This window comes from Streptomyces sp. NPDC002018, assembly GCF_042890865.1.
In the GTDB taxonomy this organism is placed as follows: Bacteria; Actinomycetota; Actinomycetes; order Streptomycetales; family Streptomycetaceae; genus Streptomyces.
In genome coordinates this window covers 26,756-40,037 of sequence record NZ_JBIASO010000015.1, presented here as the reverse complement: position 1 = coordinate 40,037, position 13,282 = coordinate 26,756, and the positions used below count along the sequence as shown (strand labels likewise).

Genomic DNA, 13,282 nt, shown 5'->3' with positions numbered 1-13,282 from the left:
GCACCCGAGCCCGCGGGGCGTGTGGGGCGGGTGAGTTGTACGAGGTGTGTGGGGGGAGGGGCCGGCCGGCCCCTCCCCCCACACACCCATGTCCGGGGTGGCCCACCGGGCGCGCGGTCGGGGCGGCGCATGATCCGGTGGCGCCCCGGCGCCGGGCACTGTTGCCCACCCCCGTGAGGCAGCGGCGCCCAGCGCCCGTGGAGACCGGGCGCGGCTGTGGAACGGCCCTGAGGTGCTGCGCCAGCGTTCTCGATCCTGCTCCCTGGGCCGCGTATAAGTCAACTAAAGTTGATTGGTTGATGGATGGTTCACGGTGAACTGCCGTCCGGCGCACCTCGCGACCCGCCCTCTCGCCACGATCGTGTAGATCGGTGCGACGGCAAGATCCCCCGCCGACGGCCGAAGAGTCTTATGATCCGGGCCATGGCCACCGATTCTCCACGCTCAGAAGCGTCGGCTCTGCGACCGGACGAACCGGATGAACCAGACCAACCGAACCAACCGAACCAGCCGGACCAGCCGAACCGGCCGGACCAGGCGAACCGGCCGGACCAGGCGAACCGGCCGGACGAGGGCGACGGGCCGACCGGCACGCTGGACTTCGCGGCCCGCTTCCGGCGCGTGATCTCGGTGATCTACCCGAAGGACCTGGGGCGCCCCTGGCGTGACTCGGAGATCGCGGAGGGGACCGGTCTGAGCGGTACCTATATCGGGAACCTCCGCAAGGGCACCCAGAAGCCCAGCCTGGAGAACGCGGTGAAGATCGCCACGTTCTTCGGCGTACCGCTGAACTACTTCAGCGACTCCGCCACCGCCCAGGCGGTCGAGCGGGACCTCAGGAAGATAGAGGCGCTGCGGGACGCCCGTGTGGAGCGCATCGCGATGCGGGCGGCCGGACTGCCCCCCGAGATGCAGGACGCCGCTCTCACGGTGGTGGAGCAACTGCGGAAGGCGGTCGGACTGCCCGACGGCCCCGAGGCCCACGAGGCCCCCGAGGCGTGACCGAGTACCAGCAAACGCCGTTGGGCCACTGGCGGCCGGCCGATGGGAACATCGTGCGAGATCTTGGACGTACGCGCCGCCGGATGCGGGCCATGGTCCGACAACTCGGCCTTCCGGAGATGAGTACGGTGGAGGAGCTGTGCGCGGCGGTCGCGGAGCGGGTGGGACGTCCGGTCCTGCTGGTGCCGCGGCGGATGCGGCTGGGCGAGCCGTCGGGGTTCGTGGAACGCCGCGCGGACGCCGATGTGATCCATTTCGAGCAGGAGACCTCGGGTCTGCACCAGGCCCACATCATCTGCCATGAACTGGCGCACCTGCTGTGCGGGCATCTCGCCGAGCCCCCGGACCCCGCGGAGGACCCCGCCCAGGTGGAGTTACCCACCATCGACGCCGACATGATCCGGCTCGTCCTCGGCCGCTCCCACTACGACGGGGCGGCGGAGGAGGAGGCGGAGATCCTGGGGGCCGAGCTGACGCGCACCCTCGTACTGGCGCCCGGTGCCGGGACCACCTCCCAACTGGCGCCCGCGCTGGAACACCGTAAAGGGCAGCATGTCTGACGTGACCGGCATATCTGGTGTCCCGGTCGCGGACGTGTCCGGTATCTCCGACACCCCGTTCGACATCGTCTACCTCGGTATCGGCACGGTGGGCTGGGTGGTGGCCGGTCTGAAGATCCGGGCCTGGCGACGGGACCCGTCCCCCGGGCTGCTCGTCGTCGCCCTGACGATCGCCGCGCCCGCGACCGCGTTCCTGATGGCGGCCCCGGTGGTGTACCGGCTGATCGACCGGGTCGCGCACCGCGGCAATCTGGCGACCCTGCTGGTCTATCTGGGCATCACGTGCTTCTCGGCGGGCGCCGTGGTGCTGGCCCGTATGTGGACCCCGCCCAAGGAGCGCGGTGACACGCGCGTGTGGGACGTGGCCGGCCCGGACGTCTGGCGGCAGGTGCGCGGGCGCCTCGCGGTGTTCGCCGTACTGATTCCGCTGATGGCCGTCCTGTTCCTCACCGGGGGAGCCGACAGCCCGGAGACCCCGCTCACCTTCGACACCACCTTCGCGACGGTCCCGCGCATCGCGCTCTTCCTCGTGCTCTACCAGGCGCAGTTCGGCTTCGCGCTGATCGACATCAGCCGGGTCTGCGCCGGGCACGCCTCCCGGCTGCCGCGCGGACCGCTGCGCCGGGGTATCGGGCTGCTCGCCGTCGGCGGGCTCGTCGCCTGCGGATATGTCGTGTGCAAGCTCATCGCGATCGGCGCGGCCTTCGCCGGGGTCGGCGGGGCGGAGTGGCTGAGCACGGCCCTCGGCCCGGTGTTCGCCGCGCTCGGGGCCGTGCTGATCACCTCCGGGTTCGCCGGGCCCGCCGTGGCCGCCTGGACCCGGCGGCGCCGCGACTACCAGGCCCTGCGCCCGCTGTGGGACCTGGTGTACCGGGCGGACGAGCGGCTGGCCCTGGAGGAGCCCGCGTCGGCCTGGACCGAGCGGCTGGCCTTCCGCGATCTGGAGTGGCGCACCGCGCGGCGTGGACTGGAGATCCGCGACGGCCAGTTGACGCTGCGGCCCTGGGTCGATCCCGCGGTGGTCACCGCCGCCACCGCGGCGGCGGAACGGGCCGGGCTCGACGACGCGGACCGCGCGGCCCTGATCGTGGCCACCGCGCTGCGGTTCGCCGTCGACGCGCTCAACGCCGGGCTGCCGCCCCGCCCGCGCGAGGAGCAGGTGCCGCTGCCGGGACTGGACGCGGAACCGGCCGAGGAACGGGCCCATCTGGTACGGGTCGCCCGCTCCCTGTACGCGCCCCTGACCGGCGAGGCGCTGGCCGTCGCCACCGCGGCCGGATGACCGCCGGGACGCGCGGCGCGCACCGCGCCTACGCGCGGCTCGTGCTGGAGACGATGCCGGAGGAGTCCCGCGTCGGGCTCGCCCTGGGCTTCATCCGTACGTTCGGCGTCCCGGAGATCGCCCGTGTGCTGTACGGCACCGGACGGGTGACCGGCGAGCCCCGGGCGCGGGCCAAGGCGACCGGCGTGGCCATGTTCACCCTGATCGGAAAGGGGCTGGACAGCCCCGAGGGGCGAAGGACCGTCGAGGGCCTGCGCCGCGTCCACGACCGGCCGGACATCACCCCCGAGCTGATGCACTACGTCCTGGCCTGCTTCATCGTGTGCCCGCTGCGGTTCATCGACGACCACGGACACCGGGCGGTCACGGACGCGGAACGGGAGGCCGCGTACGCCTTCCGGCTCGCCCTGTCGGACGCGCTCGGCCTGCCCGAACCGCCGGGCGCCGAGGGGCCCGCCGGGGTGGAGCGCTGGATGCGCGGCTACGAGTCCCGCCGCTTCGCCCCGACCGAGGAGGGCCGCGCCCTCTGGAACGCCGCCAGCCGGGGCCTGCTGGCGTCCCGGCTCCCCGCCCCGCTGGCCGCGCTGGCCCCGGCGGTGGCCGCGTCGCTGCTGGACGACCCCCTGCGCGAGGCCCTCCGGGTCCGCCGGCCCCCCGCCCCGGTCCGCGCCCTGGTCACCCGAGCCCTCCGCACCCGCGCCCGCCCCCGCTGACGCACCCGGTGCCCGTCCTGCCCGCCCCGGACCCATGGCGGCCCGGCCCCGGACCCACGGCGGCCCGGCCCGGCCCGGGGCGGACAGGACGGGCGGGACGGGCGGGACCGGGGGTCAGTCGCGGGGCGGCTTGGTGGCGTGGGTCCACTCCAGACCGAAGCCGTACGCCCGGTCGATCTGCTGCTGTATCCACATCGTCCACCGGGGCGTGAACCACCGCACCTCCCTGCGTACCGAGAGACCGTTCCCGTCCGGCGTGACCAGGGCGATCGCGCAGGCGGTCGCGCCGGCGGGTGAGTCGTCGAGCAGAATGCGGCAGCCCGCGTCTCCCGGTGCCGTCACCGAGACCGTCGCACCCAGGTGGCGGAAGTCGGCGGCGCCTTCGTACACGTAGACGAAGAAGAGCAACTGCCGGAAGAGCGAACGGTGTTCCTGGCTCACGCGCAGGGTCTCGCCGTCGGACGACGCACCCGTCCGGTCGTCCTGGTCGAGTGCGACATACGGCCACGACGTGAGCGAGCCGTACGCGTCGCCCAGAGCCTGCACCACGGTGCCGCCGCCGTCCCTGAACGACACCAGACAGCCCAGGTCCAGATCCACGCCCGTGCCGGACCGCCAGTTGAGATTGGCCCGTACCGCCCCCCGGCCGGTGATCCGCGCCCGTGGCTCGCTCCTGGTGAGGACGAGCGGCGATTCCACGGCGGATTCCATGGCCGATTCCACGGCCCTTGTTCTCTCCGGCGTCCTGATCTCCTCCGGGATCCGCGGTGCCCGCAGGCGGATCACCCCACGTTTACGGTCATCGGTACTCATCAGGATCCCCCTCGACGCCGCCCGTTCAGCAGGAAAGCGAATTGTACGACCTGTCCCTCTCTGGGTGCGCTACGATCGGCGCCCGCGACGGGTCAGGAAGTCTCCGGCGCGGAGGGGTACGGGGGTGGCTCCACGCCGAATGGCGCTGCGCAAGGATGCCGCCGCTTCGCGTTTCTTTCATGGGGGTGGGAATGCCCGTTGGGGCTCTGGCCGACCGTGCCACGGTTGCCAAACAGCTCAGAGATCTCGCTGACCAGGAGGAACTGGCCGCCCGCCGCGATGAGTTGAGATCGCTCGCGGACGCCCTCCAGGGGCTGGGCGACGGAGATCTGGAGCCGTGGACCGAACTCGATCTTCTTCAGGCATATGCCCGGCCGGAAAGTCTGAGCGCGATGAGCCGTGACGATTCCCAGCGGCCGTTATGGGGCCGGCTGGAGGCCGCCCTCGGTGCGCTGGTTTTCGTTCCGCTGCTGCTCACCTGGTTCGGACTGACAAAGGCGACCAGCGCTTATGAGGCATTGACCGGCGCGGATCCCAGGATGGCGGCCCGGCCGTTTCTTCAGTTATGGCAGTCGGGCTTCGAGGGCCGGCTGACCGGCTGGTTCACCTTCGGGCATGTCGCGAGCGCCGCGACCGCGGTGATCGCGCTGCTGTTCCTCCTGACGGCCGCCCATGGAGCACGCCGTGCCCGTGAGGAGCGCCAGGAGGTCGCCGCGCAGCGCGTCGCCGACGATCTGATGGCCCGGCTCGTACCGCTGCTGACGAGGACTCAGCTACTCCTGAACGAGGAGCGGTTGTCCTCCCCGGGACGCTTCGCCGCCGAACTGAGCGCGGCGGCCGTCACCTTGGGACGCCTCGGCGACAAGGCCGTCAAGGCGCAGAAGCACCTGGTGACCGCGGCATCCACCGTGGGGGAAGCGGTCGAGGGCGCCGAGCGCCGGCTCGCCGGTGTCGACACGGCCGTACGTCCGCTGGAGGACGCCGCGACCCGGATTGAGACCGCCGTCCGCGTCAACGGGGGAGAGGTCGGCAAGGCCGTGGCCTCGCTGGCCGATCCGCTCAGGAGCACCGGCGAGCAGATGGCGAGCGCGGTGAGCGGCAGTGGGGTGATGGTGCGTCAGGCGCTGGAGGACGTACGGGCCGTGAGCGGCGAAGTACGGGACACCCTTGGGCAGGCCGGCGAGCGGGTCGAGGACTCGGTGCACACCCTGGCCGCCGCGCAGCGTTCGTTCACCACGGCCACGGAAGTCGCCTCGGACGTGTCCGGGCGCGTGCTCGACCGTCTCACCGAGGTCACGGAGGAGACGGCCAAGGCCGTCGCCACGTCGCAGCAGGCGGTGTCGCGGCTCGACGCCCAGACACAGGCCCTGCACGAGGCCGCCGCGCGCTTCGCGGAGCTCGCGGCCGCGCTGCCCGGGGCCCCCGGTCCGACGACACCGGCCGTCCGCGACGCGGCCCCGGCGACACCGGCCGTCCACGACGTGGTCCCGACCACACCGGCCGGACATCCCGCCGACCGTGAACCGGCCGACGCACGGTGAGGCCCCGGACCCGAGCCGGGCGCTTCAACCCGCTGCATCTGGCGGGCTGGCTCTTCGCGGACCTGCTGCTGGTCCTCGCCCTGATCGCGATGGGTGACCAGGGCGACCCGGTCAAGGCCGCCGAGGGGGCGAAGCCCCCGAGACCGAGCGCTTCGGCGACCCCGAAACCGAAGCCGTCCCCCAGCGGCCCCCGGGCGGTGACACGCAAACCGGTGAAGGTGTCGATCGACGCCCGGCCCGGTGACCGGGACCGCATCGTGGAGCGTCTGCGAGCGGTCACGGCCGCGCACAAGGGCCGCCGGGCGGCATTCGTCCTCACCTTCGGGCGCCACGCGGATCCGGGCCCGGGGGGCGAGTACGCCCACACCGTCAACACCCTGTTGGAGAAGGCCCGTCCTGACATGTTCAAGGGCGCGACCACGCGTGACTTCTGGAAGGGCGGATCCTCCGGTGGTCACGCGGACCTAGAGATCTACTTCTACACCTACTGACCACCCGCCCGGAGGCGCGAAACCGTGCAGATACTGCCCTTCTACCTGGTATGCGACGAGTCGGGGTCCATGAACGGAGACCCCCTCGACAGCATCAACAGCGCACTGCCGGAGCTGCATCGGGAGATCAGCACCAATCCGACGGTCGCCGACAAGACACGTTTCTGTCTGATCGGCTTCTCCAGCGATGCCAATGTGCTCCAGCCGCTCGTCGATCTCAGCGACATCGACTCCCTGCCCGCGCTGGCGGCCGGCGGACTCACCTCGTACGGCGAGGCGTTCCGTACGCTCCTGCGGTGCATCGAGACGGATGTGGCGGCCCTCAAGGGCCAAGGACACGACGTCTACCGCCCCGTCGTCTTCTTCCTGTCCGACGGCGGTCCCACGGACGACGACTGGCAGCAGGCCCACAAGGAGCTCATCGAGGCCCGCTACCGTCCGAACATCATCGCCTTCGGTATCGGCGAGGCCGACCGCGCGACGATCGGGCATGTCGCCAACTTCCGCGCCTTCATGCAGCAGGACAAAAAGGTCTCGGCCGCCCAGGCCCTGCGCGAGTTCGCGGCCAGTCTGACGCGGTCCATCGTGCGCTCGGCGAGCAGTATCTCCGCGGACGGGAGCGGCGGATTCAACCTGGCGGTGGACGAGACCGTGCCCGGGTTCACGACCGTCTCCCTCGACAAGCTCTGAGGCCGGCGATGTACGAGGAGAAGACGAACGGCGGTCCGCGGACCGCCGACGCCCTCGACGAGGCATGGGGCTCGCTCCCGCCGGGGGTGACGGGGCCGACACCGCCCCACACGTCCGCGCCCGATCCCGTGCCGGGGGCCGCGCCGGAGCAATGGGGGCACGGTGCCCCATCGGCCGGGGAGTTCACGGCCGGGGCCGCGGCCCTGCCAACGACCGAGCCGTCGTCCCGGCCGGCCCCGGCGCCCGGGTCCGGGCAGCAGCGCGAATCCGTGGGCACGGCGGAGCCGGGATCCGTCCCCGTCCCCGTACCCGATGCCGCGCCCCCGACCGCGTCCGAGGCCGTATCCGTACCTGGGCCCGCGCCCGTCCCCGCGTCCGGGCCCGCAGCTGAGTCCGAGCCTGAGTCCGAGCGTGTGCCCGTGCTGGGCGTGCCGCGGCACAGCGGGCCCCGGGCTCCCCTCTACTCACCCCACCCGGGCCGCCTTCCCTCGGTCAGGGACGACCTCGACGGCGCGGTGCTGCCGGACATGATCGTGGACGGGGCCACGCACGGCCATCTGACCGTACGGGCCGCCTCCGTGCGCGGCGATTCCCATCGCTACGGGGGTGAGCCCCGGCAGGATGCCCTGTGCGTGACCAGGCTGGGAGATGACGAGAACGGTCTGCTCCTGCTCGCCGTGGCCGACGGAGTGGGCTCCGCGCGCCGCTCGCACATCGGATCCAACGAGGTGTGCCGGAGGATCGCGTACTTCCTCGACCAGTACACCGACGAACTGGCCGCCGCGGTACGGGCCGGTGACGACAAGAAGCTGATCGCGCTGGTGAACTCCGCGCTCGGCAGCACGGCCGAGCGCCTCGCGCAGCTCGCCGCCCAGAGGGGTGAGCGGCCCGAGGCATACGCCACCACCCTGCGCGGCCTGCTGGTCCCGCTCGACGCCACGGTGCGCAACCGGGGGTTCTTCGCGGTCGGCGACGGCGGAGCCGCCCTCCTGCGCGACGGCGTATGGACCGTCGACGTCTTCGGGGAGGAGTCCGGCGGATCGGCCGTCATCGACACCGGGACGGCGGCGCTGCCGGGGGCGCGGTACGCCGCCGCCAGGGTCTTCGGCCCCGCCGAACCCGGCGATGTCTTCGTCCTGTGCACGGACGGTCTGTCCACGCCGCTGGCGGGTGACGCCGGGATGCGCGCGTTCCTGGGTGAGTCCTGGGGGCGTGGCACTGTGCCCGAGCCCGCGGACTTCCTCTGGCAGCTCCAGTTCCGGGTGAAGTCGTACGACGACGACAGAACCGCGGTGTGTCTCTGGGAGGGAACGGGATGAGCGCGGACGACGGGGCCGATGTCCCCCTCGGCTCGCTGCGGCTCCTCGACCGGATCGGCGACGGGGGCCAGGGCGAGGTGTACACGCTCGGAGGCTGGTCAGGGGTCCTCTACAAGAGTTACCGCGAGCCGCGCCGGGTCGACGGCGACGCCCTCGCCGCGCTGGTGGCCGTCAGACGGGCCCTCGAACCCGGGGACCGGGACCGGCTGGACGCGGAGGCGGCCTGGCCGCTGTGCCGGGTGACCGACGGCGGCCAGGTGACCGGCTTCCTGATGCACAGGGCGCCCTCGACCATGATGTGGCGCGCGTCGAACGGCGATACGAAGCTGACCGAACTCGCCTTTCTCCTGCGTCCCCCGAAACGTGCCTGGCAGGAAGTGGTCCAGCCCTCGCCCGGCGAGCGGTACGACCTGGTGGTGGCCCTGGTCGAACTGCTCGACCGGCTGCACACCATGGGGCTGGTGCTGGGCGACCTCTCGCAGGCGAACGTGCTCTGGACGGTCCGGCCGGGCCCGGCCGTGTATCTGCTGGACTGCGACGGCGCCCGCCCGGCCGGCCGGGAACCGGTACTGGCCCAGGCGGACACCATCGACTGGAACGATCCGAAGGCCCCGCCCGGTCTGGTCACCGTCGACAGCGACCGCTACAAGGCGGCGCTGGCGCTGGCCCGGATCCTGGCACAGGACGCGTACGCGGCACCCGGCAAGCCGTTCGTCCCGCTGCCGGGCGTCCTCGACGAGCGCCGGGAGGCCGCCGTGCGCCGCCTCCTCGGCCAGGCGGCGGGCGACTTCGGCACCAGGCCGGACCTCGGGCAGTGGCGGACGGCCCTGGCGGGACGGGACGTCATCAAGCTGACCGCGGCCACCCCCGCCCCTCGGCCCATGGTCGACCGGTCGAAGTTCGACGAGATCAGACAACGAGGAACGATCAGTCTGCGGGACTGAGCGCTCGCGAGAGTGTGCGGCTCGCGGGGCTGACCGGCGCGCGGGTCTGGGCGCTCGCGGGGCTGGGCGACTCGCGGGGCTGGGCGACTCGCGGGACGGATCGGCTCGCGAAGCTGATCGGCTCGCGGGACCGGTCGGTCGGCGGAACCGGTCACTCGGCCGGGTCGCCGGGGAAGATTCCTCGGGCCAGGCGCGCCACCTCGTCCGCGCAGCCCCACGAGAGGGTGACGCCGGAGCCGCCGTGGCCGTAGTTGTGGAGGACACGGGCGGCGGGCAGGAGGCGGTCGTCGCGTTCCAGCCGGACGCCGGCCGGGCGGTGGGGGCGCAGGCCGACCGGGTGGGCCAGTACGGGAGCGCCGGTCAGCCGGGGTTCGAGGGCGGTGCAGCGGGCCAGGATGGCCGCGGCGGTGGCGGGATCGGGGGTCGGATCCCACCGGCCGAGGTCGAACGTACCGCCCAGGACGACATCGTTCTCGCGCGGATGGATGTAGGTGTATCCGTCGGGGTGGTCCTGTACGCGCAGGGAGGTACGCAGACCGGGGTTGGCCACCAGGACGAGCTGGCCCCGGACCGGGGACAGGGTGTCGTCCCCGCACAGTGAACCGGCGCCCAGCCCGGCCGCGTTGACGACCAGGGGTGCCCATGCGGCGGCCTCGGCGAGATGGTTGATCCTCCGGTGCAGCAGGACCCCGCCCGCGCGCCGGAAGCGCCGGGCCAGCCAGCCCAGATAGACGGGCATGTGGACGGTCGGCGCGTCGAAGGCCCACCCGTCCGTCCACCTCGCCGTCCGGACACCCGTCCCCGTCCCCGTCCCCGTGCCCGGGTCCGTCCCCGTCCCCCCGGCGGTCGTCGTCCCGGCGGTCGCCGCCCCCCTGGCCGCCCCCGTCGCGGCCCCCGCCTCCTCGCCCGTGCGCAGCCGCCGCAGTCCCGGTACGGCCGGTGCCCACCAGGGCGGTTCGGCTCCGCCCTCCGTCACGTACATCCGGCACGGCCCCAGGGTGACCCCGGGCACGCGGTCGGCGGCCTGGCGCGACAGCTCGGCGTAGGTGGCGGACGCCCACGCGGTGACCTCGGGGGTGGCCGGCATCCCGGTCGGATACCAGACGGCGGCGGCGACCGACGAGGTCCTGGCGGGGAGTGCCTCGTCGGTCACCAGCGCCACCCTCGCGCCGAGTTCGAGCAGCCGTACCGCCGTCGTGAGCCCGATCACTCCGGCCCCGACGACCACGATGTCCGCGTTCATGGCCCCTCCAGAATTCCCCCGGCCCGGCCCCGGCGGCCGCCCGATGCCCTTCCAGGAGGCCAGGACCGCGAGGGCGGTGTCCAAGACGCTTTTCCGCGCGAGCGATACGGCCCGCCTATGGGGACACGGCCGGGCTGGGGAGACGCGGCCCGCCGGGGAGACGCGGCCCGCCCATGGCAACGGGGCATGCGCGCCAGTGCACATGAGGGGCAACCGTGTCGTGCGCGGGCCGTGTGGCGCCGGGCTCCTGGCTCGCGATACGCCCCGCTTATCGGCAGACCGGAAACACGTCTTGGAACGCCTGCGGGAACGCCACTTACGATCGCCGCATGGACCTGCGAAGACTGGGCTATTTCGCCGTGCTGGCCGAGGAGTTGAACTTCACCCGCGCCGCCCGGCGGCTGCATATCGCCCAGCCCGCCCTGAGCCAGCAGATCCAGGCGCTGGAACGGCAGGTCGGCGCCCGTCTGGTGCACCGTGAGGCCAAGGGCTGTTCACTGACCCCGGTGGGCCGTGTGGTGGCGGAGGAGGCGGCCCGTCTGCTGCGCGAGGCCGAGGCCGCCGAGGAACGCATCCAGGCCGCGGTGCGCGGCCGGGCCGGCCGGCTGCGGCTCGCGTACACCCGCTCTGCGCGCGGGGGCGTGGCCGATGCCCTGGTCGGCGCGTTCCGCGCCCGGTACCACGACATCGAACTCAGCCTCCAGACCGGCTGGACCGCCCACAATGTCGCCGAACTGCGCGCGGGCCGGCTCGACGCCGCCTTCGTCCGGCCGCCGATCGACGAGGCCCCGGAACTGCGCTACCACGTGCTGGCCGAGGAGGAACTCCTGCTGGCGCTGCCGGCCGGGCACCCGTTGGCCGCGTTACGTACGAAGATCACGCGCGAGCTGCTGGCCGACGAACCCGTGATCCTCTTCCCCCGCGAGAACGGCCCCGGCATGCACGATCTGATCACCCGTCAGGTCTGGCCCGGCGGTCCCCGTATCGTCAGGGAGGAGCCCGACGACGAGCAGCTACTGCTCGCCGTTGCCGCGGCCCACGGCATCTCCGCCGTACCGGCGGGCCGCGCCCACGCCCTGCGCCTCCCGGGGGTACGCCTGCGCCATCTCAGCGCCCCGACCCCGACGGTCCCGCTGGCCCTGGCCTACAACCCCGCCGCGGACCTGCGCGTGGTGAACCTCCTGCTCCCCCTGCTCCCTCCGCCGACCGATTAGGTGCTGTCCGACCGGAGAGACCCTGGAGCCGGACACGCCCTGGAGCCGCACAGGCGCGGGAGCCTGGGCGGCATCCGGAGGGATCAGCCGACACACAGGACGAGCAGGCACAGACGGTCGTCCGGGGGTGTCGTCGGCGGCGCGGGGCTCGGCGGCGGTGTGTCCGACGCGTGGTCGCCGGTGGGCGGGGACGTGGGAGACGAAGGAGGCGGCGTGCTGGTCTGCGGCGCCCCCGGACCCGCGGTGGACGTTCCGCCGGACGCCACGGGCGGGGTGCCCGGCCGGGCGCTCGTCGTCGCACCGGGACCGGCCGCGGCGCCGGTCTGCCGCTGGCCCTTCGCGGCGGTGATGGACACCACGGCGGTGGACTTCCGTGGCGGACTGGTGATCGCGGACGAGGGAGCGCCGATGCCGGAGTCCCGGGGTTCGCCGGTGCGCGGCCGTACGGACGAGCCGGTGTCGGCGGCATCCGTCCCGGTCGTGGCCGTGGCTTTCGGCTCCGGTGCCGAGGACGCCTGCGCGTCGTGACCGGTGGAGGGTCGCGACGGCAGGACGGCGAGGGTCAGACCGCCGCCGACGAGGGCGACGGTGGACGCGACCGCCGCCCGGCGGCGCTGCTTCTTCCAGCGCGCGAGTTGGCGACGCCGGGCGGCGCGGCCCTCCGCTGCGGGGGCGGAGTGCTCCCAGCCGTCCGGCGAACCGGTGTGCTCCGAGCCGTCGCCGGAAGAGCCGGTGCGCTCCGAGCCGTCGCCGGAACGACCGGTGCGCTCCGAGCCGTCAGAGGGGCCGGTGTCCGATGTGGCGTCCGGCCCGCCGGTCCGCGACGTGGTGTCCGCCCCGGGCGACGCGGCGTTCGGCACGGCCACCACGGTCGTGGGTACGGTCGACACAATCGCCGGCAGGGCCGTCACGACCGGCACGTCGTCCGCCGCGTCCTCGGACCCGTCAGGTCCGGCCGGCTCGGCGCCGAGGCGCAGCCTGCTGTAACGCTCGTAACGCTCGTCCGAGGACGGGAACTCCAGGGCGGGCCACGCCTCGTCCGTCATCGCGGTCGTCGCCGTGTTGCGGTGGCCGGGAGGCGCGATGTCCGGGGCGTACGCGCCGCACCCGGGGCACACCAGCGCCCCGTTGAGGGTCCGACGGCACGAGGAGCAGTAGTCCATCCGCGATCTTTCTGTGCTGACTGCGCGACCGGGAACTCCGGCGCCCTGTTCACATGCGCACTCAGGATCGAGCGGGCTACAACGTAACGGCACCTGCGGGAGGCCGTGCGTAGTCCTTGTGTTGCTCTCGCGAAGATTCTTCGACGACGGCCCATTCAGGGGCGTCCACGGGCCGCATGTACACGCACAGGCACTACGCGATTCCCGCCCGCTGTCGAAAGACGCCTGCGGCCGGCCCCGCACGCGGACGGGCATGTCACGGCCCGTCGGCAATGGCGCGCGGCACGAAGGCCGTCGGGTGACGGTC

The 13,282-nt window shown here is 72.9% G+C and carries 13 protein-coding genes; 10 read left to right on the top strand and 3 right to left on the bottom strand.

The features are described from left to right. Positions 1 to 423 precede the first annotated feature (423 nt). From ACFYYH_RS24020 to ACFYYH_RS24005, 4 genes are all read left to right on the top strand, one after another. A complete protein-coding gene (locus ACFYYH_RS24020) occupies positions 424 to 1,002 on the top strand; it encodes a helix-turn-helix domain-containing protein (RefSeq protein WP_388554592.1) in 579 nt (192 codons plus the stop codon). A 119-nt stretch (positions 1,003 to 1,121) separates the two neighbouring features. Then, the gene (locus ACFYYH_RS24015; RefSeq protein WP_388554589.1) at positions 1,122 to 1,562 is read left to right on the top strand and encodes a hypothetical protein; all 441 of its coding nucleotides are present in this window, start codon (positions 1,122 to 1,124) and stop codon (positions 1,560 to 1,562) included. A 1-nt stretch (position 1,563) separates the two neighbouring features. After that, on the top strand, positions 1,564 to 2,844 hold the full coding sequence (locus ACFYYH_RS24010; RefSeq protein ID WP_388554586.1) for an MAB_1171c family putative transporter: 1,281 nt from the start codon (positions 1,564 to 1,566) through the stop codon (positions 2,842 to 2,844). Then, positions 2,841 to 3,557, top strand: a complete 717-nt coding sequence (locus ACFYYH_RS24005; protein WP_388554582.1) for an oxygenase MpaB family protein — start codon at positions 2,841 to 2,843, stop codon at positions 3,555 to 3,557. Before ACFYYH_RS24010 ends, ACFYYH_RS24005 begins: the two co-directional genes overlap by 4 nt. A gap of 114 nt (positions 3,558 to 3,671) precedes the next feature. On the opposite strand, the gene ACFYYH_RS24000 is transcribed toward ACFYYH_RS24005, so the two are convergent. Beyond that, entirely contained in the window at positions 3,672 to 4,268 is a 597-nt protein-coding gene (locus ACFYYH_RS24000; protein WP_388554579.1) for a tellurium resistance protein, read from the bottom strand. 293 nt (positions 4,269 to 4,561) lie between these two features. Between ACFYYH_RS24000 and ACFYYH_RS23995 the strand changes: the two genes are divergently transcribed. The 5 genes from ACFYYH_RS23995 to ACFYYH_RS23975 all read left to right on the top strand — a co-directional run bounded on the left by ACFYYH_RS23995 (position 4,562) and on the right by ACFYYH_RS23975 (position 9,355). Further along, positions 4,562 to 5,911 carry a methyl-accepting chemotaxis protein gene (locus ACFYYH_RS23995; RefSeq protein WP_388554577.1) on the top strand — a complete coding sequence of 450 codons (1,350 nt, stop codon included), beginning with the start codon at positions 4,562 to 4,564 and terminating at the stop codon, positions 5,909 to 5,911. After that, positions 5,908 to 6,402, top strand: coding sequence for a hypothetical protein (locus tag ACFYYH_RS23990; RefSeq protein ID WP_388554575.1), 495 nt, complete (start codon positions 5,908 to 5,910; stop codon positions 6,400 to 6,402). Before ACFYYH_RS23995 ends, ACFYYH_RS23990 begins: the two co-directional genes overlap by 4 nt. 24 nt (positions 6,403 to 6,426) lie before the next feature. After that, positions 6,427 to 7,092 (top strand): VWA domain-containing protein, encoded by a 666-nt coding sequence (locus tag ACFYYH_RS23985; protein WP_388554573.1) that lies wholly within the window; start codon positions 6,427 to 6,429, stop codon positions 7,090 to 7,092. A 419-nt stretch (positions 7,093 to 7,511) separates the two neighbouring features. After that, positions 7,512 to 8,411 (top strand): PP2C family serine/threonine-protein phosphatase, encoded by a 900-nt coding sequence (locus ACFYYH_RS23980; protein WP_388554571.1) that lies wholly within the window; start codon positions 7,512 to 7,514, stop codon positions 8,409 to 8,411. Next, positions 8,408 to 9,355 carry a hypothetical protein gene (locus ACFYYH_RS23975; RefSeq protein ID WP_388554569.1) on the top strand — a complete coding sequence of 316 codons (948 nt, stop codon included), beginning with the start codon at positions 8,408 to 8,410 and terminating at the stop codon, positions 9,353 to 9,355. The genes ACFYYH_RS23980 and ACFYYH_RS23975 overlap by 4 nt, the downstream gene beginning before the upstream one ends. 151 nt (positions 9,356 to 9,506) lie before the next feature. Here ACFYYH_RS23975 and ACFYYH_RS23970 read toward each other — a convergent pair whose 3' ends face one another. Then, positions 9,507 to 10,598 carry an FAD-dependent oxidoreductase gene (locus ACFYYH_RS23970; RefSeq protein ID WP_388554567.1) on the bottom strand — a complete coding sequence of 364 codons (1,092 nt, stop codon included), beginning with the start codon at positions 10,596 to 10,598 and terminating at the stop codon, positions 9,507 to 9,509. Positions 10,599 to 10,927: 329 nt separating this feature from the next. On the opposite strand from ACFYYH_RS23970, the gene ACFYYH_RS23965 reads away from it, so the two are divergent. Continuing rightward, positions 10,928 to 11,812, top strand: a complete 885-nt coding sequence (locus ACFYYH_RS23965) for a LysR family transcriptional regulator (protein WP_388554565.1) — start codon at positions 10,928 to 10,930, stop codon at positions 11,810 to 11,812. Positions 11,813 to 11,895: 83 nt separating this feature from the next. On the opposite strand, the gene ACFYYH_RS23960 is transcribed toward ACFYYH_RS23965, so the two are convergent. Next, a complete protein-coding gene (locus tag ACFYYH_RS23960; protein ID WP_388554563.1) occupies positions 11,896 to 12,975 on the bottom strand; it encodes a hypothetical protein in 1,080 nt (359 codons plus the stop codon). Positions 12,976 to 13,282: the final 307 nt, after the last annotated feature.